23 protein-coding genes and 1 riboswitch are annotated in these 23,191 nt (G+C 67.5%); of the genes, 14 read left to right on the forward strand and 9 right to left on the reverse strand.

Annotation, left to right across the window (positions count from 1 at the left end):
• Positions 1–45 precede the first annotated feature (45 nt).
• Positions 46–1,638: an aminopeptidase P family protein gene (locus tag AB0N24_RS01590; protein WP_364119485.1), complete on the reverse strand. Its 1,593-nt coding sequence runs from the start codon at positions 1,636–1,638 to the stop codon at positions 46–48.
• Positions 1,639–1,817: 179 nt separating this feature from the next.
• Between AB0N24_RS01590 and AB0N24_RS01595 the strand changes: the two genes are divergently transcribed.
• Positions 1,818–2,243: an ester cyclase gene (locus AB0N24_RS01595; protein WP_364119488.1), complete on the forward strand. Its 426-nt coding sequence runs from the start codon at positions 1,818–1,820 to the stop codon at positions 2,241–2,243.
• A gap of 29 nt (positions 2,244–2,272) precedes the next feature.
• The gene (locus AB0N24_RS01600; RefSeq protein ID WP_364119491.1) at positions 2,273–3,121 is read left to right on the forward strand and encodes a PHP domain-containing protein; all 849 of its coding nucleotides are present in this window, start codon (positions 2,273–2,275) and stop codon (positions 3,119–3,121) included.
• Between the two features lie 74 nt (positions 3,122–3,195).
• Here AB0N24_RS01600 and AB0N24_RS01605 read toward each other — a convergent pair whose 3' ends face one another.
• The 3 genes from AB0N24_RS01605 to AB0N24_RS01615 all read right to left on the reverse strand — a co-directional run bounded on the left by AB0N24_RS01605 (position 3,196) and on the right by AB0N24_RS01615 (position 7,569).
• Positions 3,196–4,068, reverse strand: coding sequence for a site-specific DNA-methyltransferase (locus AB0N24_RS01605; protein WP_364119493.1), 873 nt, complete (start codon positions 4,066–4,068; stop codon positions 3,196–3,198).
• A gap of 8 nt (positions 4,069–4,076) precedes the next feature.
• The gene (locus tag AB0N24_RS01610) at positions 4,077–5,807 is read right to left on the reverse strand and encodes a DEAD/DEAH box helicase (protein WP_364119496.1); all 1,731 of its coding nucleotides are present in this window, start codon (positions 5,805–5,807) and stop codon (positions 4,077–4,079) included.
• Positions 5,808–6,096: 289 nt separating this feature from the next.
• Positions 6,097–7,569 carry an RNB domain-containing ribonuclease gene (locus tag AB0N24_RS01615; protein WP_364119499.1) on the reverse strand — a complete coding sequence of 491 codons (1,473 nt, stop codon included), beginning with the start codon at positions 7,567–7,569 and terminating at the stop codon, positions 6,097–6,099.
• A 41-nt stretch (positions 7,570–7,610) separates the two neighbouring features.
• On the opposite strand from AB0N24_RS01615, the gene AB0N24_RS01620 reads away from it, so the two are divergent.
• Positions 7,611–8,285: a ferritin-like domain-containing protein gene (locus AB0N24_RS01620; RefSeq protein WP_364119502.1), complete on the forward strand. Its 675-nt coding sequence runs from the start codon at positions 7,611–7,613 to the stop codon at positions 8,283–8,285.
• Here AB0N24_RS01620 and thiE read toward each other — a convergent pair.
• The gene (thiE, locus tag AB0N24_RS01625; RefSeq protein ID WP_364119505.1) at positions 8,282–9,001 is read right to left on the reverse strand and encodes a thiamine phosphate synthase; all 720 of its coding nucleotides are present in this window, start codon (positions 8,999–9,001) and stop codon (positions 8,282–8,284) included. The genes AB0N24_RS01620 and thiE overlap by 4 nt on opposite strands.
• 26 nt (positions 9,002–9,027) lie before the next feature.
• A riboswitch (TPP riboswitch) is annotated at positions 9,028–9,147 on the forward strand.
• On the opposite strand from thiE, the gene thiO reads away from it, so the two are divergent.
• The 4 genes from thiO to AB0N24_RS01645 all read left to right on the forward strand — a co-directional run bounded on the left by thiO (position 9,134) and on the right by AB0N24_RS01645 (position 12,190).
• Entirely contained in the window at positions 9,134–10,441 is a 1,308-nt protein-coding gene (gene thiO / locus AB0N24_RS01630; RefSeq protein WP_364119508.1) for a glycine oxidase ThiO, read from the forward strand. (Overlaps the previous riboswitch by 14 nt.)
• Positions 10,438–10,674, forward strand: coding sequence for a sulfur carrier protein ThiS (gene thiS / locus AB0N24_RS01635; RefSeq protein ID WP_104172186.1), 237 nt, complete (start codon positions 10,438–10,440; stop codon positions 10,672–10,674). The genes thiO and thiS overlap by 4 nt, the downstream gene beginning before the upstream one ends.
• Before the next feature lie 5 nt (positions 10,675–10,679).
• Positions 10,680–11,495, forward strand: coding sequence for a thiazole synthase (locus AB0N24_RS01640; protein ID WP_364119512.1), 816 nt, complete (start codon positions 10,680–10,682; stop codon positions 11,493–11,495).
• A gap of 29 nt (positions 11,496–11,524) precedes the next feature.
• Positions 11,525–12,190 carry a 4a-hydroxytetrahydrobiopterin dehydratase gene (locus tag AB0N24_RS01645; RefSeq protein WP_364119514.1) on the forward strand — a complete coding sequence of 222 codons (666 nt, stop codon included), beginning with the start codon at positions 11,525–11,527 and terminating at the stop codon, positions 12,188–12,190.
• A 25-nt stretch (positions 12,191–12,215) separates the two neighbouring features.
• Here the strand turns inward: AB0N24_RS01645 and AB0N24_RS01650 are convergent, their stop codons facing one another.
• The 3 genes from AB0N24_RS01650 to AB0N24_RS01660 are packed head-to-tail and all read right to left on the reverse strand — an operon-like array spanning position 12,216 to position 13,510.
• On the reverse strand, positions 12,216–12,518 hold the full coding sequence (locus AB0N24_RS01650) for a hypothetical protein (protein ID WP_364119516.1): 303 nt from the start codon (positions 12,516–12,518) through the stop codon (positions 12,216–12,218).
• Positions 12,519–12,565: 47 nt separating this feature from the next.
• The gene (locus AB0N24_RS01655; RefSeq protein ID WP_104172190.1) at positions 12,566–12,790 is read right to left on the reverse strand and encodes a DUF3107 domain-containing protein; all 225 of its coding nucleotides are present in this window, start codon (positions 12,788–12,790) and stop codon (positions 12,566–12,568) included.
• A gap of 51 nt (positions 12,791–12,841) precedes the next feature.
• Positions 12,842–13,510 (reverse strand): TetR/AcrR family transcriptional regulator, encoded by a 669-nt coding sequence (locus AB0N24_RS01660; protein ID WP_104172191.1) that lies wholly within the window; start codon positions 13,508–13,510, stop codon positions 12,842–12,844.
• An 84-nt stretch (positions 13,511–13,594) separates the two neighbouring features.
• On the opposite strand from AB0N24_RS01660, the gene moeB reads away from it, so the two are divergent.
• The gene (moeB, locus tag AB0N24_RS01665) at positions 13,595–14,794 is read left to right on the forward strand and encodes a molybdopterin-synthase adenylyltransferase MoeB (RefSeq protein ID WP_364119520.1); all 1,200 of its coding nucleotides are present in this window, start codon (positions 13,595–13,597) and stop codon (positions 14,792–14,794) included.
• Between the two features lie 179 nt (positions 14,795–14,973).
• Here moeB and AB0N24_RS01670 read toward each other — a convergent pair whose 3' ends face one another.
• Positions 14,974–16,314, reverse strand: a complete 1,341-nt coding sequence (locus AB0N24_RS01670; RefSeq protein WP_364119523.1) for a glutamyl-tRNA reductase — start codon at positions 16,312–16,314, stop codon at positions 14,974–14,976.
• Between the two features lie 158 nt (positions 16,315–16,472).
• Here AB0N24_RS01670 and hemE point away from each other — a divergent pair, with 158 nt between their 5' ends.
• From hemE to hemC, 6 genes are all read left to right on the forward strand, one after another.
• Positions 16,473–17,594, forward strand: coding sequence for a uroporphyrinogen decarboxylase (gene hemE, locus AB0N24_RS01675; RefSeq protein ID WP_364119525.1), 1,122 nt, complete (start codon positions 16,473–16,475; stop codon positions 17,592–17,594).
• 4 nt (positions 17,595–17,598) lie between these two features.
• On the forward strand, positions 17,599–19,110 hold the full coding sequence (locus tag AB0N24_RS01680) for an FAD-dependent oxidoreductase (RefSeq protein ID WP_364119528.1): 1,512 nt from the start codon (positions 17,599–17,601) through the stop codon (positions 19,108–19,110).
• 201 nt (positions 19,111–19,311) lie between these two features.
• Positions 19,312–20,085 carry a hypothetical protein gene (locus tag AB0N24_RS01685; protein ID WP_364119531.1) on the forward strand — a complete coding sequence of 258 codons (774 nt, stop codon included), beginning with the start codon at positions 19,312–19,314 and terminating at the stop codon, positions 20,083–20,085.
• A gap of 128 nt (positions 20,086–20,213) precedes the next feature.
• Positions 20,214–20,915 carry a hydrogen peroxide-dependent heme synthase gene (hemQ, locus tag AB0N24_RS01690; RefSeq protein ID WP_364119534.1) on the forward strand — a complete coding sequence of 234 codons (702 nt, stop codon included), beginning with the start codon at positions 20,214–20,216 and terminating at the stop codon, positions 20,913–20,915.
• Positions 20,912–22,189: a ferrochelatase gene (locus AB0N24_RS01695; RefSeq protein WP_364119537.1), complete on the forward strand. Its 1,278-nt coding sequence runs from the start codon at positions 20,912–20,914 to the stop codon at positions 22,187–22,189. The genes hemQ and AB0N24_RS01695 overlap by 4 nt, the downstream gene beginning before the upstream one ends.
• Positions 22,186–23,184 (forward strand): hydroxymethylbilane synthase, encoded by a 999-nt coding sequence (gene hemC / locus AB0N24_RS01700; protein WP_364119540.1) that lies wholly within the window; start codon positions 22,186–22,188, stop codon positions 23,182–23,184. Before AB0N24_RS01695 ends, hemC begins: the two co-directional genes overlap by 4 nt.
• Positions 23,185–23,191: the final 7 nt, after the last annotated feature.

A 23,191-nucleotide genomic window follows, 5' to 3' on the forward strand; every position in this document is an offset into this window, starting at 1 on the left:
GCCTCCGTCCGGACAAGATCCGGGCGGAGGCCATTTGCGTAGGCCTTAGGGCTGCTGCTGGTCGGTTTCCTGGTAGATGCCCGCCATCCAGGACTCGACGTCGTCGGCCTTGCGGGGGAGGGCCGCACTGAGGTTGACCGGACCGTCTGCAGTCATCAGGATGTCGTCCTCGATCCGCACGCCGATGCCGCGGTACTCCGCGGGAATCGCGAGGTCTTCGTTCTTGAAGTACAGACCGGGCTCGATCGTGAACACCATGCCAGGCGTGAGGACACCGTCCAGGTAGAGCTCGCGCTTGGCCTGGGCGCAGTCGTGCACGTCGAGGCCCAGGTGGTGGCTGGTGCCGTGGGGCATCCAGCGTCGGTGCTGCTGGCCCTCGGGGCTGATGGCCTCCTCGACGGACACCGGCAGCAGGCCCCATTCGGCCAGGCGCTCAGCCAGGACGGTGGTGGCGGCCGTGTGGATGTCCCGGAACTTGGTGCCCGGCAGGGCCGCGGCGAAGCCGGCGTCCGCAGCGTCCAGGACAGCTTCGTAGACCTTCCGCTGGACGTCGGTGAAGGTCCCGTTGGCCGGCAGCGTACGGGTGACGTCGGCGGTGTACAGGGAATCAGCTTCAACGCCCGCGTCCAGCAGCAGCAGTTCACCGGCGTTGACCTTACCCGTGTTCCGGGTCCAGTGCAGCACCGTGGCGTTGTTGCCGGAGGCCGCGATGGTGTCATACCCCAGCTCGTTGCCTTCTTCCCGGGCACGGGCGAAGAACGCGCCTTCGACCACGCGTTCGCCGCGCTGGTGCGTCAGGGCGCGCGGAAGGGCCTTGACCACTTCGGTGAACCCTTCCACCGTGGCAGCCACGGCGATCTGCATCTGCTCGACCTCCCACTGGTCCTTAAGCAGGCGGAGCTCGGAGAGGGCTTCCGTGAGTTTCTCGTCGAGGGCGTCGAGCACGCCCAGGTCCAGGTTGTCCGGGTCCTTGGCCGTGTTGTACCGGGCAGTGTCCACGAGGGCGTCGATGTTTTCGTCCACCTTGCGCACCAGCCGGACGGAGATGCCGCCGATTTCGGGGGCGCCCACATTCTTGGTGATGGCGAGTTCAAGTTCGTCGATGTGCGCCGTGGCGAGCCCCAGCCTCCGTTCGAATTCCGCGAGCCTGGGCCGCGGACCGATCCAGAATTCGCCGGAGCGGGAGTCGGCGTAGAACTGCTCGGTGTCCCGGCCGGCCAGGGGACGGAAGTAGAGCGTGGCGCGGTGGTTCCCGCCGTCGTCGCCCTTTCCTTCTTCCACTGGTTCCAGGATGAGCACGGCGTCCGGCTCGTGGTCCAGGCCCAGGCCGGTCAGGTGCGCGAATCCGGAGTGGGGGCGGAAGCGGTAGTCGCAGTCGTTGGAGCGGACCTTCAGCGGCCCCGCGGGGACCACCAGGCGTTCGCCTTTGAACAGGCCTGAAATGGTGCGACGTCGTTTGGCGGCGTGGTCGGCGACGGCGTCCCGATCGGGGAGCTCTTCTGCCGACGGCGCCCAATTGCTGGCCATAAAGGCCTTGAAGGCGTCGGAACTGGGCCGCTGCGAGCGGTTGTTGACGCGCTCTTCGAGGGGCTGGTTTGAGGTAATTTCGCCGTTGTAGGCGTTATCTGCATCGTTCACCGTCCCATAGTCTCACCAGCGGAGCGGCTTAGGCCAACGGTGGGAACGGTCACTCCAGACCGTGGGTACGGGCCTTAACGGGTGGTCTCCCGTGTGGCCGTGTTTGGGTCTACGATGTGCACCCACGGGGAATTGTCCGCTAATGGGACGGGCGCCCGTGAACAACCGGAAAGACGGCCATGGAAACGGACGACAATAAGGCGCTTATCAGACGCTTCTACGAAGAAATCGACGCCGGAAACATCGACGCGATGGACGAGTTGGTTGCGGAGGATTATCTTGACCACAACCCCCCGTTTCCAGGCATGCCGGGTGGGCGGGAGGGCTTGAAGGCGGCCTTCCGGATTTTCTGGACAGCGACTCCCGGACGGCACGAAATCGAGGACCAAATCGCCGAGGGCGACAAGGTGGTAACCCGGCTGACGGCGTACGGAACCCACGAGGCCGAGCTCCCGGGGCCCCTGCCCGCCACAGGTGCCAAGTTGCGCGAGGCCGCCGTGGCCGTGCACCGGATAGAGCAGGGGCGGATCGTAGAGCACTGGTCCAGCAGGGACGATCTGGCCCTCATGCAGCAGCTCGGCGTAATTCAGTTACCCGGAGGATGACTGAGGCACCCATCTATTAGGCTGGGCAAGTGAGGATTGATCTGCATGCCCACTCGAATGTTTCCGACGGCACGGAGGCGCCCGCAACGGTGATGGCAGCCGCGGCGGCGGCAGGCCTTGACGTGGTGGCACTGACCGACCACGATTCCACCGACGGCTGGGCCGAGGCCTCCCTGGCGGCCCGCGCGGAAGGCGTCGCCCTCGTGCCGGGCATGGAGATTTCCTGCCGGACCGATGAGGGCATCAGCGTCCACCTCCTCAGCTACCTCCACGACCCCGCACACCCGGGCCTGCTGGAGGAGATCACCAAGGCCAAGGACGCGCGGCTCACCCGGGCTGAACGCATGGTCACGCTCCTTGCCGAGGACTACCCGCTGAGCTGGGACGATGTCATCCACCACGTGGCACCGGGCGCAACGCTGGGCCGGCCGCATATTGCCGACGCCCTGGTGGCGGCAGGCGTGGTGGCGGACCGGACCGAGGCCTTCGCGTCCATCCTGACGTCCCATTCCCGGTACTTCGTTCAGCACTATGCTCCGGATCCGGCCGTGGCCGTGGCACTTGTCCGGGCGGCGGGCGGCGTGCCGGTGTTCGCCCACCCGGTGGCGTCCGCGCGCGGCCGTGTGGTGGGCAGGCGGACCTACCTGGAAATGATCGACGCCGGCCTGGCAGGCCTGGAGGTCGAACACCGCGACAACCCTGAAGACGGACGGGCTTACCTGCGTGCGCTGGCCGAGGAGCACGGCCTGCTGGTGACGGGATCCTCGGACTACCACGGGACGGGCAAGCCGAACCTGCTGGGCGAGAACCTGACCACCCCGGATGTCCTGGCGAGGATCGAAGAGCAGGCGACCGGCACCGCCGTCGTGCGTCCGTGAACTCTTCGGGTCCTTACCCTAAGCACGTAGCAGCAGGTGTCGTTTTGGGCGGCCAAAACGACACCTGCTGCTACCTAGTTGGGCGGGAACGACGTGAATGTCGCGTGCGTGGCGAGGCGGCCCGCCATGACGTCGATGGCCGGCTGGTTCTGGTCCACGCACACGAATTTCCGGCCAAGCTTGGCGGCGACGGCTCCGAGCGTGCCGGATCCGGCGAAGAAGTCCAGGCACCAGTCACCCGGGCGGCTTGAGGCGGCCACCACGCGGCGGATCAGGCCCTCGGGCTTCTGCGTCGGGTAGCCGGTCTTCTCCTTGCCGGTGGGGGAGACGATGGTGTGCCACCAGACGTCCGTGGGCAGCTTGCCCAGTTCCCTCTTTTCGGGAGTCACCAGGCCGGGGGCCATGTACGGCTCGCGGTCCACTTCGGCGCTGTCGAAGTGGTACTTGGCCGGGTTCTTGACGTACACGAGGATATTGTCGTGCTTGGTGGGCCAGCGGAACTTGGCGCGGGCGCCGTAATCGTAGGCCCAGATGATTTCGTTCAGGAAGCACTCGCGGCCAAAGATGGCATCCAGCATCACCTTGGCGTAGTGCACTTCCCGGTAGTCCAAGTGGAGGTACAGGGTGCCGTCGTCGGCGAGCAGCCGCCAGGCTTCCACGAGCCTTGGTTCCAGGAAGGACCAGTAGTCGCTGAACGCGTCGTCGTAGCTGTGCAGGGCGCCCTTGATCGTGTCGTAGGAGCGGCCCTTGAAGCCCACGCGGTCGCCGTCGCCGTCCGCGTTGCGCACCATGGTTGTCTGCTGGCGGCGCTGGGAGCGGCCCGTGTTAAAGGGCGGGTCGACGTAAATGAGTGTGAAGGCGCCGTCCGGCAGCGTTGGCAGGTACTCCGCGTTGTCCGCGTGTACCACCAGGTTGCTGCCGTCCGGCGCCCAGACGGTGTCAGTCATTGAGGGGTTTAGGCCTCGGTGTTGCCACGTTGCGCGCCGTCCTGCGCTGCGTTTCCGCCGGCCACCACTTCGCCGTTGCGGCGGCGGGTGCGCGTGCGGCGGCGGGCGCGGGTGGCGCGGTCCACCTCGGCCGGCGCGGAAGCCGACGCGACCGCGGGTGCTGCCTCGGCTGCCGGAGCGGCTGCGGTGCTGCTGTCGGAAGTACGACGACGGCGGTCCCCTGAGCGTCCGCCGGCCTCGCTGCCGCTGCGGCGGGTATCGCGTCCGCCTGTGCGTCCGCTGTCCCGTCCGGCTCCGCGGGCGCCGTCCTTTGCGTTGTCGCGGCCGCTGTCCCTAGCGCCGCCGCGCCCGGGCTTCTTGCCGGTCTCGCCCAGATCCTCCAGGACCTCGGCATCGACACCGGCCAGCACCCGCTTGTCGCGGGGCAGCCGGCCCTTGGTGCCTTCGGGGATGTCCAGCTCTTCGAACAGGTGCGGCGAGGAGGAGTAGGTTTCCACGGGCTCGGGCACGCTCAGGCCGAGGGCCTTGTTGATCAGGCCCCAGCGCGGCATGTCGTCCCAGTCAACGAACGTGACGGCTGTGCCCTTGTTGCCGGCGCGTCCGGTGCGCCCAACGCGGTGCAGGTAGATCTTCTCGTCTTCGACGCACTGGTAGTTGATCACGTGCGTCACGTCGTCCACGTCGATGCCGCGGGCCGCGACGTCCGTGGCCACCAGGACATCAACCTTGTTGTTGCGGAAGGCCCGGAGGGCCTGCTCGCGGGCACCCTGGCCGAGGTCGCCGTGGATGGCGGCCGCAGCGAAGCCGCGATCCACCAGTTCCTCGGACACCTTGGCGGCGGTGCGCTTGGTCTTGGTGAAGATGATGGTCCGTCCGCGGCCGCGGGCCTGCAGGATGCGCGATACGACCTCGATCTTGTCCATGCTGTGCGCGCGGTAGATGAGCTGGCGGATGTCCCGCTTCGTGAGGCCCTCGTCGTCCGGGTCGGCCGCACGGATGTGCGTGGGCTGGGTCATGTAGCGCCGGGCCATGGCGATGACCGGGCCGGGCATCGTTGCGGAGAACAGCAGGGTCTGGCGGACGGCCGGTGTTCCGGCGATCAGCGTCTCGACATCGGGCAGGAAACCGAGGTCCAGCATTTCGTCGGCCTCGTCGAGGATGACGATCTTGACGTTCTTCAGGCTCAGGTGCTTCTGCTTGTACAGGTCGATCAGGCGGCCGGGCGTACCGACAACAACCTCGACGCCCTTCTGCAGGGCATCCACCTGGGGCTCATAGGCGCGGCCGCCGTAAATCGTGGCGACGCGGGCGTTGCGCTTCTTGGCGGCGTTCTCCAGGTCCTTGGCCACCTGGACGGCCAGTTCACGGGTTGGCACAATCACGAGTGCCTGCGGTGCGCCCGGGACTGCCAGCTTGTCGAAGCCGGGGTCGTCGCGGCCCACGATTCGCTGCAGCGCGGGGATGCCGAAGCCCAGGGTCTTGCCTGTGCCGGTCTTGGCCTGGCCGATGATGTCGTGGCCGGCAAGGGCCACCGGCAGGGTCATCGCCTGGATCGGGAAGGGGTGGGTGATCCCGGCGTCGGCCAGGGATTCCACGATGTCGGCGCGGACGTTGAAGTCGGCGAAGGACTTCTCCTCGATCTCATGAGGTTTTTCGTCCGAGATGATGGTCTCTTCCGGCTCGATCGACTCTATTCCGGAGTCGTCGATCAGAAGTTGGTGCGTGTGCAGTTCGCTCACAGGGGAGTTTCCTTATTCATTTGGGCATTGGCGCTGCCTGCTCAACGGGGCCGGCTGAAAGGCCGTTCCGGAGCACGCTCGGGCGCGCAAGCAAATCCAGTGGAAGCCGATCGCGGGCTATCTAAATGCTGGCACTGGGGACCAACGGGTGGAACTCAAGATCGCGTAGGGGCGGGCTTGTTGAATTCGAAAATCAATGAAATCAACGACCGGGCATCCATTACTACCCTTTCAGTCTAGCTGTTCAGCGCAACCATCCCCGACTGACGCCCCGTGCACGCCGCGCAAGTCAGTCCACCAGCTCCAGCTTGATCTCCCGCGTGGCGATGTCCGAAGAGAGGAGCCTGACCCGCACCGTGGTGCCGGATTCGAGCTCGCCGGGGCACCTGGCCGTCACTGCGGGGTCGGCGATCTGGATGATGCCCGACGGTCCGTTGCCGTTCCCGTTGCCGCCGTTGCCGTTCGGCTTGCCCGGTTTCGACCCCGAGATGACCACCGCGTCGAACTCCTGCCCGACGTGGTTGATGAGCAGGGCCGCCTCCACCGTGTCGAGGGCCAGGCGTTCCATCCGCGCTGCCATCTGATCCGAGGCGGCCATGATCTCCGGCAGGGAGGGGAGTGCCTCCCGGGCCCAGCCGGGAACAGCCGTGCGGTTGCTCAGCGCTTCACAGATCACCAGGACAAAACGGTCGATCAGCCGGCGCAGCGGGGCCGTGGTGTGCGCGTACGCCGCCCCGATGGCCGACTGGATGGCATCCTCCGGAACCGTGCCGTCAAAGGGTGTGTAGCCTGCGCCCCGGAACAGCATGCCGGCAGAGTGCATGATGGCCAGTTGCCGCGGGTCGGTGGGATCCAGGGACCGGAGGTACTCGCCGTAGCTGGCCTGGCCGTCCCAGGGCTTCCCCAGTGCGTGCGTTTGCCGCTTGAAATGCAGGAGGGAACGCTCGTCCGGCGCCGGCATGGTACGCAGGATGCCCACCTTGCCTTCGAGCATCAGGTCCGCGGCGGCCACGCCGGTCATCAGGGAAATCTGGGCGTTCCAGTCCTCCACGGGGAGGGACGGCGCCGCGACGATGCGGTAGCCGCCGTCGGGCAGTTGCTGGATTTCCTGGTCCGGCATGTTCAGGCTGGCGCCGCCGCGCAGCCTCTCCAGTTCCACGCGTTTGAGCCCCACCTCCTTGAGGAGCTGCAGGACCGGGCCGGCCCCGCCCGAATCGAGGTCCTCCTGGACGTCCCTATAACTGAGTTTGGCCCGGCTCCGGATCCTGGCCCGGCGCACCAGCACGGACTGCACATGCGCCGCCTGATCCAGCTCGAACTCCCAGACGAACGCGGAGCACAATTGGCCGGCCAGCAGGCTGCCGGCACTCTCGCTGATGATTTCCGGATGGAGCGGGATCCGCCCGTCGGGGGCGTAGAAGGTCTGCCCGCGGCGGCGGGTTTCTGCGTCGAGTGCCCCGCCTGGCTGCACGAAGGATGGCACATCGGCGATGGCATAGAGGACCTTGTAGCCACCGCCGGACCGTTCAATGAACAGGGCCTGGTCCAGGTCCGTCGAGGAAGGGGGATCGATGGTCACGAATTCCACGTCCGTGAGGTCGAAGTCAGGCATCTTGTGCTCTGCAATGGCCGCAAGCGCATCCTGAAGGGCATCATCAGGGAAGGGGCCGGGAAGCTCCAACTCCGTCCGGAGCGCGTGCAGCGCCTCGGCCAGACGGTTGGTCTGCTCGTGGACACTTGGAGACAGGCGATGATGTGACACGAAAATCAGGTTAGCTCGATTTGCGCCATTAGTCTTGACTGATGAGCTCATCCCCGGCTGACACCGCTCGTTACAACCGCTTCGTCGCGGACCTGTTCGGAATGATGGCCTACGGGGAGCTGTCTGCCTTCGAGAGATTCTCTGCGGACGCGCGGTATTCGCCCACCCTCCACGACCGTGCCGTGCTTGGCAGGATTGCCGTGGTGGAGTTCCGGCACTACGAGCTGGTGAGCTCCCGGCTGGCCAGTATGAACATCGACGCCGAGGACGCCATGCTGCCGTTCCAGGCTGCCGTGGACTACTTCCACTCGCGGACACGACCGGCGGACTGGTTCGAATCTCTGATGAAGGCGTACGTCATCGACACGGTCTCAGCCGACTTTTACCGGGCCATCTCGCAGTATGTGGATGCCGCCACGCGCGAACTCATCGAACAGATCCAGGACTCCGAAGAGACGACCGAGGTCCTCCGCGAACGGCTCAAAAGCGCCCTGGCCGATGACCCCAGGCTCGCGTCGAGACTTGCGCTCTGGGGCAGGCGGCTGCTGGGCGAAGCATTGACCCAGGCACAGCGCGTCAGTTACGAGCACGCCTTCCTGGCAAGCCTGATCGGCGGCGAGGACAACGCCGCGGCGAAAGAGCTGGTCAGCGGGCTGATCTCCGGCCTGGCGCGGAACCATTCACGGCGTATGACGCAACTCGGCCTGACCGGCTAGCTGTACTGCTGGCCGGCGTCGAGTGCCGCCAACAGCGACTTGGCCGCTGCGGCCGGGTCGTCGGCCTCGGTAATGGCGCGGACCACTACGATGCGCTGCGCTCCGGCAGCCACCACTTGTTCAACGTTGCCCAGGTCAATGCCGCCGATGGCGAACCACGGCTGCGGGGAACCGCCAGCGGTCCCTTCAACCGCGCTGTCAGCTGTTTTGCCTGATGTTTTGCCGCTGGCGCCGGCCGCGTAGCGGACCAGGTCGAGGCCGACGGCGGCCCGGCCCGGCTTGGTGGGAGTGGCCCACACCGGCCCCACGCAGAAGTAGTCCAGTCCGCCGGGACCGGCAGACGCGGCGATGGCGGCGTCGATCTGTTCCGGGCTGTGGGTTGACAGGCCGATCACGGCGTCATCGCCGAGGAATTTCCGGGCCGAAGCCAGGGGAAGGTCCTTCTGCCCGATGTGGAGAACCGGGGCAGCGGCGAGCGAAGCGATGTCGGCGCGGTCGTTGACCGACCAGAGCCGGCCGTGGCGGCGGGCCGCAGCCTCCAGCACTTCAAGCAGCTCGAGCTCTTCGGCGGCCTCCAGGTTCTTGTCCCGGAGCTGGATGATGTCAACGCCGCCGGCATAGGCGGCATCGACGAAGTCTTCGAAATCGCCCCGCTCGGTGCGGGCATCGGTGCAGAGGTACAGGCGGGCGCTGGTGAGGACGGCGTGCTCGGTCATGGCACCAGCCTAGTTCCTCTAAACTGGGGTGGTACCGCGGGAGCCCGCTGCAGCTGTCACAAAGCTGCAGGGCTGAGAGGGCGTCAGAGCCGACCGCTTGACCTGATCCGGTTAGTACCGGCGTAGGGAAGGATGACAATGAACCCGCAACCCGCAGCAGGCCGCCCCGCCGCGCGCGCCCGGGAAATCAGCGCCGACGTCGCCGTCATAGGCGGAGGGGTCATCGGCCACGGCATCGCGTGGGAAGCCCGGCAGTCCGGCAGGTCCGTGGTGCTCATCGACGACGCACCGGGGACTGGCGCCAGTTGGGCCGCCGCCGGCATGCTGGCGCCAGTGAGCGAACTCCACTACCAGGAGGAACAGCTCCTGGAACTCATGCTCCACTCCTCGGGGCTGTGGCCCGCCTTCGCCGCAGGCCTCGAGGCGGAGGATACCGGCGCCGGAGCCCCCGGCACCGGCTACCTCACGACGTCGACCCTCGCCGTAGGGGCCGACGCCGCCGACCGCAGGGCGCTCGCCGACCTGCGGGGAGTCCAGCAGGCAAGCGGCCTCACAGTGGAACCTCTTACAGTCAGGGAAGCACGGGCCCGCGAACCGCTGCTGAGCCCCGGGATCTCCTGCGCCTTCGACATTCCGGCCGACCACCAGGTGGACCCCCGCCGGCTCCTCGCCCTGATTGCGGAGTCCCTGGCAGGTTCCGCCGTGCATGAGCGGGCCGCCGGCCTGCTCCGGGAGGACGGGCAGGTCAGCGGGGTCAGCCTGGCCGGGGGAGGCACCGTGCACGCCGGGGAGACCATCGTTGCCAACGGGCTGGGGTCTGCGGCCCTCGGCGGGCTGCCCCCAGGCCTGAGGCTGCCGCTCCGCCCGGTGTACGGCGACATCCTGCGCCTGCGTGTGCCCGCATACCTGCAGCCGCTGGTGACATCAACGGTCCGCGGCATGGTCCACGGAATCCCCGTCTATATCGTTCCCCGGCAGGACGGAACGGTGGTGATCGGGGCGACTCAGCGTGAAGACGCCCTCGCCGCTGCTGACGTTGAAGGCACCGGCACTGAACCGGCGGCACCTGCCGAGGCCGCCGTTTCCGCCGGCGGCGTCTACCAGCTGCTGCGCGACGCGCAGGTGCTGGTGCCGGCCGTCGCTGAACTGGAGCTCCTGGAAGCCACCGCGAGGGCCCGTCCGGGAACGCCGGACAACGCGCCGCTGCTGGGGCGGGTCGCGGACGCCCGCACCGGCCGGGACATTGAGGGGCTGATCATTGCCACCGGATTCTTCCGTCACGGCGTCCTGCTGACGCCCGCGGCGGCTGCCATCTGCAGGCAGCTGATGGACGGCAACGCCGACCCGCGCTGGACGCCGTTCCGGCCCGACCGGTTCTCCCGGTTTCCGGCACCGTCCGCAACCACAGTCACAATTGACCCGAACAAGGAAACAGCATGAACATCAAACTGAACGGCACGGTCCACGCGGTCGACGACGGCGCGTCCGTCACCACCCTCATCAGCCAGGTCACCGGCAGGAACCTCGCCCCCAACGGGCAGGCTGCCGACGGCCAGAAACTGGGAGTGGCGGTTGCGAGGAACTCCGAGGTAGTGCCGCGCAGCCAGTGGTACGTCACGGCGCTCGCCGAGGGCGACGACGTCGAACTCGTTACAGCGGTACAGGGAGGTTGAGCATCATGGCAGGAACCACGGTTGCCGGCGCGGCACAGGCACAACAGGCGGCGGACCCCTTCATTGTGGACGGTGTTCCGCTGGGGTCGCGGCTGATCATGGGCACCGGCGGTGCGCCCAGCCTGGACGGGCTGGGTGCGGCGCTGATCGCGTCCGGCACGGAGCTGACCACGGTGGCCATGCGCCGCTATTCGCCGGCCGAAACAGGCTCGCTGTTCCAGCTCCTGGTGGACCACAACATCCGGGTCCTGCCCAACACCGCCGGGTGTTTCACGGCCAGGGACGCAGTCATGACGGCGGAACTGGCGCGGGAGGCGATGGAAACGGACTGGGTCAAGCTGGAAGTGATTGCCGACGAACACACGCTCCTGCCGGACGCCGTGGAGCTCGTGGACGCCACGGAGCAACTCGTCAACCGCGGGTTCAAGGTGTTCGCCTACACCAACGACGACCCCGTGCTGGCGCTACGGCTGGAGAACCTCGGCGCCACCGCGGTGATGCCGCTCGGCTCACCCATCGGTACCGGCCTGGGCATCCTGAACCCGCACAACATCGAACTCATAGTTTCCCGGGCATCCGTTCCCGTGGTGCTGGACGCCGGCATCGGTACCGCCTCCGATGCGGCGCTCGCCATGGAACTCGGCTGCGACGCCGTCCTGCTGGCCACAGCGGTGACCCGGGCGCAGAACCCGGCGATGATGGGGGAGGCCTTCAAACACGCGGTCATCGCCGGTAGGCTGGCGAAAGCGGCCGGCCGGATTCCGCGCCGCGAGCACGCTCTGGCGTCGTCGGCCATGGAAGGCCGGGCGGAGTTCCTCTAGTAGTCCCAGACCATCCAAGGGAGCCAACGGTGACCGGCAAGGAAGACGTTCTTACCCGACCCCAGATTGACGCCGCGCTGGCGGACCTTCCCGACTGGAGGTACCGGCTGGGCGGCCTCGTGACCGTCTACAAAACGCCGACGGCGGCCGGTGCGCTGGAGCTGATCGCCGCCGTCGGACGCCTGGCCGAGGAACAGAACCACCACCCGGACCTGGACTGGCGCTACAACAGGGTCTTCATCCGCTTCACGTCCCATGACGCCGGCACCGAGGTGACGCAGCGTGACGTGGCCGCCGCAGCAGCGGTCAGCCAGGCGGCCGCTGCTGCCGGGGCCGCCGCGGAACCGGGGCTGTACCGGACAGTGGAGATCGTCATCGACACTGCCAGCCCGGGCGAGATTTCGGAAGTCTGGCGGACCGCCCTTGGTTACCGGAAAGGCAGGTACGGGGACCTCGCCGACCCGTACGGCCGCGGGCCAGGGCTCTGGTTCCAGGAAACCGCCGCCCCCAACGCGAACCGCTTCCATCTGGACATCCACCGAAGCAAGGCGGAATCCGGCCCGGCACTGGAGAAAACTGCGGCGACCGGAGCCTTAATGAACCGTGACCACGCACCCAACTGGGTGGTGGTCACGGATGCGCAGGGAAACCGGCTGTGCCTGTGCACCGAGGAAGGCCACGAACCGGACCTGTAGCCTGCGCCGGCTCCGGACCCCGGCCCTAGAGCCGCAGCGCGGCCGTCAGCTGCCTGGTGTCGTGCAGGGCGCGCTTCCGGCCCAGGTACACCGCGGCGCCGAGTGCCGCCCCGGTGCCCAGGACCATCGGCAGCACCCACGGAATCCACGTCAGGCCGGGCTGGTAGCCAAGCCCTGCGGCAATGAAGATGATCCAGCTCAGCATCCCCACGGCGGTAGCCACTCCCGCCGGCAGGGCGATGCCGTACTTGGCGTGCCGCCGGTCGTTGGCCCAGACAACAAAGCCTGCGGCCACGGTGACCAGGGCCACGATTACCAGGGAAAGCATTCGGTGAACTCCTTGCTGCAGAGCGGGGGGACAAGTGAAGCGGCAGCCTAGAGCTGGCCGAAACCGACGCGGCGGGCTTCCTCTGCCCCGATTTCAACGTAGCCCAGGACGTTGGCGGGAATGATGACCACACGGCCCTTTTCGTCAGTCAGGCGAAGTTCGGCGCCCTTGGCGATGGATTCCCCGACGAGCTTTGCCACAGCGTCAGCATCCTGAGCCGATTCCAGCACAATTTCGCGGCCGATGTTCTGAATGCCGATCTTTACTTCCACAGCGAGGCCTCCCAGCCAATCAAAGTTCTAAAGGTGTTCTCTATTTGTAGTCTAGGTTTCCTTGGGGAAGCGCGAGATTCCGCGCCAAGCTAAACGATAGATCAGGTCACTGGCCACATCGAGGTCCAGGTTTCCGTCCGTTTCGAGCCAGTACCGTGCACTGACCTGCGCCATCCCGGCGAGTCCGCGCCCCAGCAGCTGGGCCTCCAGGGGAGGCAGCTTGGTGTCTTCGGCGATCACGCGGGCCACGGCGTCGGCAAATGTCTTGTTGAACGTTTCCAGGCGCGAACTGACGTCGGGATCGTTGATCAGGTCCGACTCGAACACCAGGCGGTGGGCCTGGTCGTCGCTGGCAATAAAGCGGTAGTAGGCCCGCATGACGGCCTGGACGCGCTCGTCATTGTCCGTGGTCGAGCTCAGGGCACCCAGCATCAGGTCTGTCAGTGAGCTCAGATGGCTGTCCAGGAGGGCGAGGTAGAGCTCGCGCTTGGAGGGGAAATGCTGGTACAGTACCGGCTTGCTGACGTGGGCGGTCTCCGCGATCTCGTCCATGGCGGCGCCGTGGTAGCCGTTGGCGACGAACACTTCCTGGGCAGCCGCCAGCAGCTGGGCGCGGCGTTCGTCACGCGGGAGCCTCGCCGAACGCGCACCGCCGGCCCGCGTCTGTCCCGCGGCTGCCTTCCCGGCCGGTGTCCGATCAACCGGTGCCTGATGAACCACTGTTGGCCTTCTTTCCATTGCAGTTACCTACACTTTACGCGCGGGTAATATGACCTGGCGGCATCTTCGGGCATACATTGAAGTATGGCTTCGATGTTCACCGCTACTGCTGTCCCTGCAACCCTGGATCCGCTCGTGGAACCGGCCGACGCACTGACTGCCGAAGAGGTCGAGCGGTATTCCCGCCACCTCATCATTCCCGAAATCGGCACGCTGGGCCAACGCCGGCTCAAGAACGCCAAGGTCCTGGTCATCGGGGCCGGCGGCCTGGGCTCGCCCGCCCTCCTCTACCTTGCCGCTGCGGGGGTGGGAACCTTGGGAATCATCGACGACGACGCCGTCGACCTGAGCAATCTGCAGCGCCAGGTGATCCACGGCGTTGCGGACGTGGGCCGGTCCAAGATCGAGTCAGCCCGGGACTCCATTGCTGCACTGAACCCCCTGGTGGACGTGTGGCTCCACAACGTCAGGCTCGACGCCTCCAACGCACTGGAGCTGTTCGCCGGCTACGACATCATCCTCGACGGCGCGGACAACTTCGCCACCCGCTACCTGGTGAACGACGCCGCGGCCATCCTCGGAAAGCCCTACGTGTGGGGCTCCATTTTCCGGTTCGATGGCCAGGTCAGTGTTTTCTGGGAAAAGCACGGCCCTACCTACCGCGACCTCTACCCGGAGGCTCCGCCGGCCGGGTCGGTGCCGTCCTGCGGCGAAGGCGGCGTGTTCGGGATGCTGTGCGCTGCCGTGGGCTCGCTCATGGTGACCGAGGCAGTCAAGCTGATCACCGGCGTCGGGCGTTCCCTCCTGGGCCGCGTGGCGCTCTTTGACGCCCTGGGCGGCAGCTGGCGCGAGATCAAGGTGGCGCGGGACCCGGAGGCTGAGCGCGTCACCGAACTCACCGACTACGAGGCATTTTGCGGGATCGTTCCGGAGGCTGCCACAGCCAAGGAAAACACCGTCACGGCGACGCAGCTGGCCACAATGCTGGCGTCGCGAAAAGCCGGCCTGAAGGACTTCGACCTCGTGGACGTCCGGGAGCCCGGCGAGCACGATATCGTCAGCATCGACGGCTCGGTCCTCATTCCGCAGGGCAGGATCCTCGCGGGGGAGGCCTGGGCCGAGCTGCCGCAGGACAAGGACATCGTGTTCCACTGCAAGGCCGGTACACGTTCCGCAGCCGTCCTGGCCGCAGCGCGCAAGGCGGGATACCAGCGGGTCAGCCATCTCGACGGCGGCATCCTGGCCTGGGTACGGGAAGTGGAACCCGCGAAGCCGGTCTACTAGACGGTTGCCCTATCACGACGCTCTCTCACTTTTTGGCCCGTATTTCAACGACGCTCTCTCACTCTCTTGAACGAAGTGAGAGAGCGTCGCGTAGAAACCTGCAATAAGTGAGAGAGCGTCGTGTAGAAGCCTGCAACAAGTGAGAGGGCGTCGCTCCGCGGGTCAGGCGGTTTCCCGGGTCAGGCGGTTTCCCGCCGGGCGTCGGCGGACGCCGGACCTGCTTGGCCGTGGTCCACCGGGCATTCTGCCGCCGGCGCGGCGGCAGGCTGCTCAACGGTAATGCCGTACAGCGCTTCCAGCGCGGCAATGTAGTGTTCCTGCTGGCCGTTGGAGGCGAGTTCACGGGCCCGGACCGTCGGGACATGCAGGAGCTGCTTGACCATCCTGCGCAGTGCGAATTCGACTTCCTCAGCGGCGGCCGTGCAGCCGTGGCGCGCCCGGACCTTCTCCATTTCCGCGTCCAGGACGTTCATGGTGTGGCGGCGCAGCGCAACGATGGCCGAGTCCACGGACCGCGCTTCGCGCTCCTGCTCGAAGGCTGTGGCGGCGCCGGAGACGATGCCGCTTGCCTGGGCCAGTGATTCCGCCTGCTCCTGGGGAGCAGCGAGCCGCACGGATTCGAGGGTGAGCAGCTCGACGCCGTCGAGCTCGCCGACAGCCGGATCGAAATCGTGGGTGAGTGCCAGGTCGATGGCGATCAGCGTTTGCGGTGAGTCTGCCCGCACCCGGGCGAGCTCGTCCGCTTCGACGCGGGTATCGGAGCCGCTGCACCCGATCATGACATCCGCCGCGGCTACGGCGGCGGGCAGCGAATCGGCGTCGAGGGCCTTGCCACCGCGGGTGGCCACAAAGCCTTCGGCGCGTCCGGAGGAGGAAAAGACGGAGATGTCCTTGCAGCCGCGTTCGCGGAGCAGGGACATGGTGGCGCCGGCGTAGGCGCCGGTGCCAAACACCACGGCCTTCTTGGTTGACCAGTCAGCGTTTTCGGACAGGTCCGTGGCGAGGTCCAGGGCCACCGAGACAATCGACAGTCCGCGTGAGCCGAGGGCTGTCTGAGCCCCGACATCCTTTGCGGTCTTGGATGCGGCCTGGAACAGCCGGATAAGGCCGGAGCTGGCAGTACCTTCGTGCTGGGCGGTGATGAGGGCGCGTCGCACCTGGCCGGCGATTTCGCGTTCGCCCACCACGGCCGAATCCAGGCCCGAGCTCACGGCGAAGAGGTGCTGGCTGACTTCGCCGCCGGTGCGGGTATTGAAGGACCGGGAGACGAGCTGTTCGTTGAGCCCGCTGCGTTCGCTGATCTGGGCGACGAGGGCGGCCCGTGCCGCTTCCACGTCGTCCGCATGGGACGCTTCACCGTAAATTTCGAAGCGGTTGCAGGTGGCAAGCACCACCGCACCCGTCACTGCCGGCGACCCGGAGAGTGCGGATGTAGCCAGCTCGGAAGCGCCGGTGCTCAGTTGAGCAACGGTCTCGAGGTCGATGTCGGCGTGTGTAGCCACCAATGAGAAAAGAACCACAGCATCACAATCATAGCTTTTTCGTCGCGGTGTAGAACAACTATGCGCCGTGGGAAAGACCACGGCGCCCTGTGATTCCCGCCACGGGCGGCCGTGACGGGCTCCGGCTGACAGGCTGTCGTTATCTTTTGCAGGCGAATTTAGGGACAATCGGAGTCATGACTTCAAGCGCTGCAACCTCTGACGGCACGGTATCCGCCGCCCCGTTCTCCGCTGGCACCCTGGATGCAGGGCACCCGCTGATGGACGGCCGCACGGCTGATTCGCCGCTCATCACGGCCTACCGCGGCGGCAAGCCGTCCCGCCGCCCCGTCTGGTTCATGCGCCAGGCCGGCCGTTCCCTGCCGGAGTACCTGAAGGTGCGCGAAGGCGTAGCCATGCTGGACTCGTGCCTGCGTCCCGAGCTTGCCTCGGAGATCACGCTGCAGCCCGTCCGCCGGCATGACGTTGACGCCGCCATCTTCTTCTCGGACATCGTCATTCCGCTGAAGCTCGCCGGTGTGGGCGTTGACATCGTTCCGGGCGTGGGCCCGGTCCTGGACAAGCCCATCCGCACCGCCGGGGATGTCGCCGCGCTGCCGCAGCTGACCTGGGAAGCGCTGGAGCCCATCCGCGAAGCCGTCCGGCTCACCGTGGCCCAGCTTGGCAAGACGCCCCTGATCGGGTTCGCCGGAGCGCCGTTCACGCTGGCTGCGTACATGGTGGAAGGCAAGCCCTCCCGCGACCACCTCGGCCCGCGGACCATGATGCACGCCGATCCCGAAACCTGGAACGCCCTGGCCAACTGGGCTGCAGACGCCTCGGGCATGTTCCTGCGCGCCCAGCTGGAAGCCGGGGCCTCCGCCGGCCAGCTGTTCGATTCCTGGGCAGGCTCACTGGGGCTGGCCGACTACGAACGCTTCGTGGCCCCCGCCTCCGCGCGCGCCCTGGACCACGTCCGGCACCTTGGTGCGCCGTTGATCCACTTTGGTACCGGCACGTCAGAGCTCCTGGTGGCAATGCGCGACGTCGGCGTCGACGTGGTTGGTGTTGACTACCGGCTTCCCCTCGACGAAGCCAACCGCCGGCTGGGCGGCACCGTCCCGCTGCAGGGCAACATCGATCCCGCGCTGCTGTCCGCCCCCTGGGCGGTCCTCGAAGCCCACGTCCGGGAGGTCATCAGGGCAGGGTCCGCTGCGCCCGGCCACGTCCTGAACCTGGGCCACGGCGTGCCGCCGGAAACCGACCCCGCCGTGCTGACGCGCGTCGTCGAGCTTATTCATTCGATTTCCCCGGAGTAATACGGTGAGCGCAGCCACGCCGGAACCGTCCGTACAAACGGCCGTAGTGGTGGGTGGCGGCATCTCGGGCCTGCTCGCGGCGCTGGAGCTTGCCAAGGCCGGCCGGGACGTCACGGTCCTGGAGGCCGGCGACGCCTGGGGCGGCTGCGTGGGCAGTCATGTGGTGGGCGGCCTGACACTGGACAGCGGGGCGGAATCCTTCGCGACCCGCTCCAGCGCCGTCGCAGACCTCGCGGCCGAACTCGGCGTCGCCGGCAACATCGTGGCGCCCCACCCGGGCGGCGCGTGGGTCCAGCTCCCCGAAGGCGCCCGGGAACTCCCCAAGACCGGCGTTCTGGGCATACCCGCCAACCCGTGGGACCCCGAAGTACGCCGGACCCTTGGGCTGGCAGGATCCCTCCGTGCTTCCCTGGACAGGTTCCTGCCCGCCGCCACGGGAACCCGTGCAGCGGTCACCAGCGTCTCCGACCTGGTCCGCGCCCGGATGGGCCGCCGCGTCCTGGAACGCCTCGTCGCGCCGGTGGTTGGAGGCGTGCATTCGGCCGATCCCGCGTTGCTCGACGTGGACATGGTGGCGCCCGGGCTCCGCGCCGGAATCCGGACCCACGGCTCCCTCGCAGCGGCTGTCGCCGCCCAGCGGCGGGGCGGCACGGCCAGGCAGGATCCCGCGGCCGGTGGGACCATGCCCGCAGCGCAACACGCCAAAGCAGGATCCGCCGTCGCAGGCCTTCAGGGCGGTATGCACACCCTGGTCACCGCCCTCGTAGCCGAACTTCGTCAGCGTGGCGTGAGGCTGCTGGACAATACCCGCGCCGACGCGGTGGCCAGGACGGCCGGCGGCTGGCGGGTCTCAGCGGGGGAGGGGACGTATGACGCCGGCCTGCTGGTGGTGGCTCTTGACGGCCCGTCCGCCGTCGGGCTGATGCAGGAGGCAGTACCGGACTTGGCAGCGTACCGGCCGGGCGCCGGTCCGGATGTAAAGCTTGTGACACTTGTTGTTGACCTTCCCGAACTGGACCGCCGGCCCCGGGGAACGGGCATCCTGGTGGCTCCGCAGACTCCCGGCGTGCAGGCCAAGGCGCTGACCCATGCCACCGCCAAATGGGACTGGCTGGCGGCTGCGGCCGGGCCCGGCACCCATATTGTCCGGTTGTCGTACGGCCGGAGTGAGGTCACGCCGTCCGGTAAAGCCGACGCACGCCGGGCGGATGCCCGACTGCCATTTGACGCCGGAGCAGGTGCTGGTGACCGCCAGCTCCTTGACGCCGCCTTACGGGATGCGTCGGTGCTCCTGACCGTACCTGTCACGGCCGATGACCTGCTCGACTGGGACGTCGTCAGCTGGGGCGGGGCGCTTCCCTTCGCCGCCGTGGGGCACCGCCAGCGGGTGGCCGATGTCCGCCGGGTCTGCGCCCGCGAAGGAACCCTGGTGATGGTGGGCGGCTGGCTGGCGGGCAACGGCCTGGCCGCCGTCGTGGCCGACACGAAAAGGCAGTTGGAGGACCTCCTTCATTAGCCCGCGAGTACCGCGTGAAAGGCTTCTTCGCAAGTTTCTAATGACGCGTAATTCTGGCTAGTGTCGATGACTATGGTCAATCAGAAGTCCGAAGAAACTCGAACGCTGACTGGTTTCCATGGGGGTCTTCGGCGCGGCACGGCAGCAGCGGCGCTCGGAGCGGTACTAGTCCTATCCGCAGGTGTTCCTGCATCCAATGCTGTGTCCCTAGTTCCGGCTCCGGACACAACCACCGACGCCACCACCTCCGTGGAGGCGGGTGTTCCCTTGCTGGACGTCGTGGCATCCGTGGTCCTGGGGCCGAAGCCTGAGCCTTCCGACTCGCCCGAACCCGAACCCGAACCCGGCACCGGCAAGCCGACGCGGCCCGGATACCGGACCCAGCCCGCCCCGTCACCCTCTCCGACGACCGAGCCGGCCTCGCCCTCACCCACCACCCCGACATCGCCTGCCCCGTCGCCGTCCGAGGGGAACATGTCGCCGTCGGGAACTCCTTCACCGTCCCCCACGGGCGGTGCGGCAGCTCCGTCCACCGATCCCACCCAAACGCCCGGTTCGCCCGCGCCTGCTACCGGAGTGGTTCCCGCACCGTCTCCAGCGCTTCCCGGCACGGCGGCCCCGGCCGCCCCCGGAACAGGAGCAACTGCGCCGGGCACAGCCGGTGGCGCCCAGGGATCGGCCGGCGCATCACAGTTGCCGGCCGGCGGCAAGGCCACCGGCCCCGCTTCTCCAGCTCCGGCGTCCGCCTGGAACACCACCAAGATGTTCGGTCCGACCAACATGGCCACCCTGACGTCGGCGGGCGTCATACCGTTGTCCGGCCCCGGCTACGGGGTGTCCAGCGCGCCGGTCATGCGCTCTGCCGTGAGCGTTTCGCCCATGGGCGACGTGTCGCCGCAGGTGTGGTGGGGCGCCGGGCTCGTGGCACTGGCCTGCGCCGCGGGGGTTGCCTACGTCCGGATGCGCCGGGCCTGAGGTTGTTGCCTGCCGATCACCGGGTGAGCGCAGCGCAGTTTTGGGCGTAATGTGAAATTAAGCACTTCTACACGTTGTAGAAGTTCTCGGTTTCGACTTAGCTGCATGGAAGGGGCAGACTGGTAGCTATGAGCCACACTTCTGCCGAATCTGTCACTAAAACCGAAGAATCAGCCGAGCAGTTCTTCACCCTCTGGACCGTGTTCAAGCGCTCCGCCGACGTCCTGCGCAGCGCCGATGCTGCCGAGGACTTCGACGCGCTGATCGCCCGCCTGGCAGGGGCCGGCGTGGTCCTCCGGGGAAGCTACGACGTCTCGGCCATGCGTGCGGATGCGGACATCATGGTATGGCTCCACGGTCCCAAGCCCGAGGCCCTGCAGCAGGCGGTCCGCGACATTCGCCGCAGCAAGCTCTTTGCCGGCACGGAAATCGTCTGGTCCGCCATGGGTGTGCACCGCGAAGCGGAATTCGCGAAAAACCACACGCCTGCTTTCTCCCGAGGCGTGGAACCCGCCGAATGGCTCTGCGTCTACCCGTTCGTGCGCTCCTACGAGTGGTACCTGCTGCCGGACGCCGAGCGCGGCGCCATGCTTCGCGACCACGGCATGCTGGGCCGCGAATTCCCGCAGGTCATCTCGAACACGGTGTCCTCATTCGCCCTGGGCGACTGGGAGTGGATCCTCGGCCTGGAGGCCCCCGAACTGGTGGACCTCGTAGACCTGATGCGCCACCTGCGCGCCACCGAGGCCCGCCACCACGTCCGTGAAGAAATCCCGTTCTACACCGGCCGGCGGGTCACCGCCGCCGAGATCGCCGAGGTCCTTGCATGAGTTCGCTTGAGTCCCAGGCTTCAGAGGTGACGGCCGTCAACCCCGTCACCGAAGCCGGCCGGATGGCTCCGAAGGAGTACGACGCCGTCCTCCTCGCCTCCTTCGGCGGCCCCGAAGGCCAGGACGACGTCATCCCGTTCCTCCGCAACGTCACCCGCGGACGCGGAATTCCGGACGAACGGCTCGAAGAGGTCTCGCACCACTACCGCGCCAACGGCGGCATCAGCCCCATCAACCAGCAGAACCGCGACCTCAAGGCGGGAATCGAAGCGGAGCTCTCAGCCCGCGGCATAGGGCTCCCCGTGTTCTGGGGCAACCGCAACTGGGATCCGTATATCCCGCAGACCCTGCAGGACGTGTACGACGCCGGCCACCGCAAGGTGCTGATGGTCACCACGAGCGCATACTCCTGCTACTCCAGCTGCCGCCAGTACCGCGAAGACATCGGCCTGGCACTGGCCGAGACCGGCCTGGACGGGAAACTGGAAGTGGACAAGGTCCGCCAGTACTTCGACCACCCGGGCTTCGTGGAGCCCTTCGTGGAGGGCACCGCCGCCGGGCTTGCCGACGTCCGCGCCCAGCTGGCCGCAGCAGGCACACCGGACGCGCCGGTCCACATCCTGTTCGCCACACACTCCATTCCGACGCGCGACGCCGAAGCCGCCGGACGCTCCGAGGGTGAGCCGCGCCAGTTCGCTGAAGATTCGGCCTACGTTGCCCAGCATCTGGCGACCGGCGCCGAGGTCATCCGCCGGGTCGGGGAAGAATCCGGGCTGACCGCACCATGGTCGCTTGTGTACCAGTCGCGCTCCGGTGCGCCGCACGTTCCGTGGCTCGAACCGGACATCAACGACGCCATCGAGGAACTCGCCGGCCAGGGCGTCATCAAGGGAATCGTGATCGTCCCCTTGGGCTTCGTGAGCGACCACATGGAGGTTGTCTGGGACCTGGACACCGAAGCGCTGGAGACCTGCCGGAACTTCGGCATCGCCGCAACCCGGGTCCCCACCCCCGGCACGCACCGCAAGTTCGTGGGCGGCATTGTGGACCTGATCTGTGAGCGCACTGCCGCGAACAACATCGCGGACCGGCCCCACGTGACCGGCCTGGGCCCCTGGTACGACGTTTGCCGTCCGGGCTGCTGCTCCAACTTCCGGGGCGAGAAGCCCACCATCGCGGGAGCCGACACCACCGTGGGCACCGGCCACGACGATTACGCCTCGGACTCGCCGGCCGGCCCGGCTGCACCGGCGGCGGGACAGGAAGCCCTGTGACCGTCCGTATCGGGACACGCGCCAGCAAGCTGGCGCTCACCCAGACCCAGCAGACAGCGGACCAACTTGCCGCAATCGGCGGTTTCCCGGTGGAACTGGTCCACATCAGGACCGACGGCGACGTCCTGACGGGCTCGCTGTCGCAGATGGGCGGCACGGGCGTGTTCGTAGCGGCGCTGCGCGATGCCCTCCTGCGTGACCAGTGCGATGTTGCCGTGCACTCACTGAAGGACCTGCCCACCGGAGCCGCGCCGGGACTGACCCTGGCAGCGACGCCGAAGCGCGTTGACGTCCGGGACGTGCTCTGCGCGCGCGACGGCTTCAAGCTGGCCGACCTCCCGCAGGGCGCCCGGGTGGGAACCGGCTCCCCGCGCCGTGCAGCGCAGCTTCGGGCTGCCCGCCCGGACCTGGACATCGTGGACATCCGCGGCAACGTGGACACCCGCCTCGGCCGCGTTCCCGGCCTGCCGGGCAATGCCACCGATGCAGTGGTGGCAGGAAAATCCTGCGACCTCGACGCCGTCGTCCTGGCGGCCGCCGGCCTGGAACGCATCAGCCGGCTGGACGCCGTCAGCGAATACCTCGAAACGGACGTGATGCTTCCGGCCGCCGGCCAAGGGTCGCTCGCCATCGAGTGCCGCACCGCTGACGCACCGCGGAAGCCCGGATCCACCGAGGGCTCCCAAGGGCCCCTGGCCCAGGCCCTCGCGGCCCTGGACGACACGGACACCCGGCTGGCGGTAACAGCCGAGCGCGCGCTGCTGGCACGACTCGAGGCCGGCTGCGCCGCCCCGGTGGGAGCCTACGCCTTCCGCAAGGGAAGCATGCTCTACCTGGAGGCCGTGGTCTGCGCCGTTGACGGCAAGGCCTCGGTCCGCGACAAACGGGCCACGGACGGCCTCACCGAGGTGGGCGCCACGCTGCTGGGCATCGAGCTGGCCGAGGTGCTGCTGGCGGCCGGAGCCGCCGACATCGCGGACCTTGCCGCGTCCTGACCCGGCG

The sequence above is a fragment of the Arthrobacter sp. NPDC093128 genome, assembly GCF_040683875.1.
Lineage (GTDB): Bacteria > Actinomycetota > Actinomycetes > Actinomycetales > Micrococcaceae > Arthrobacter.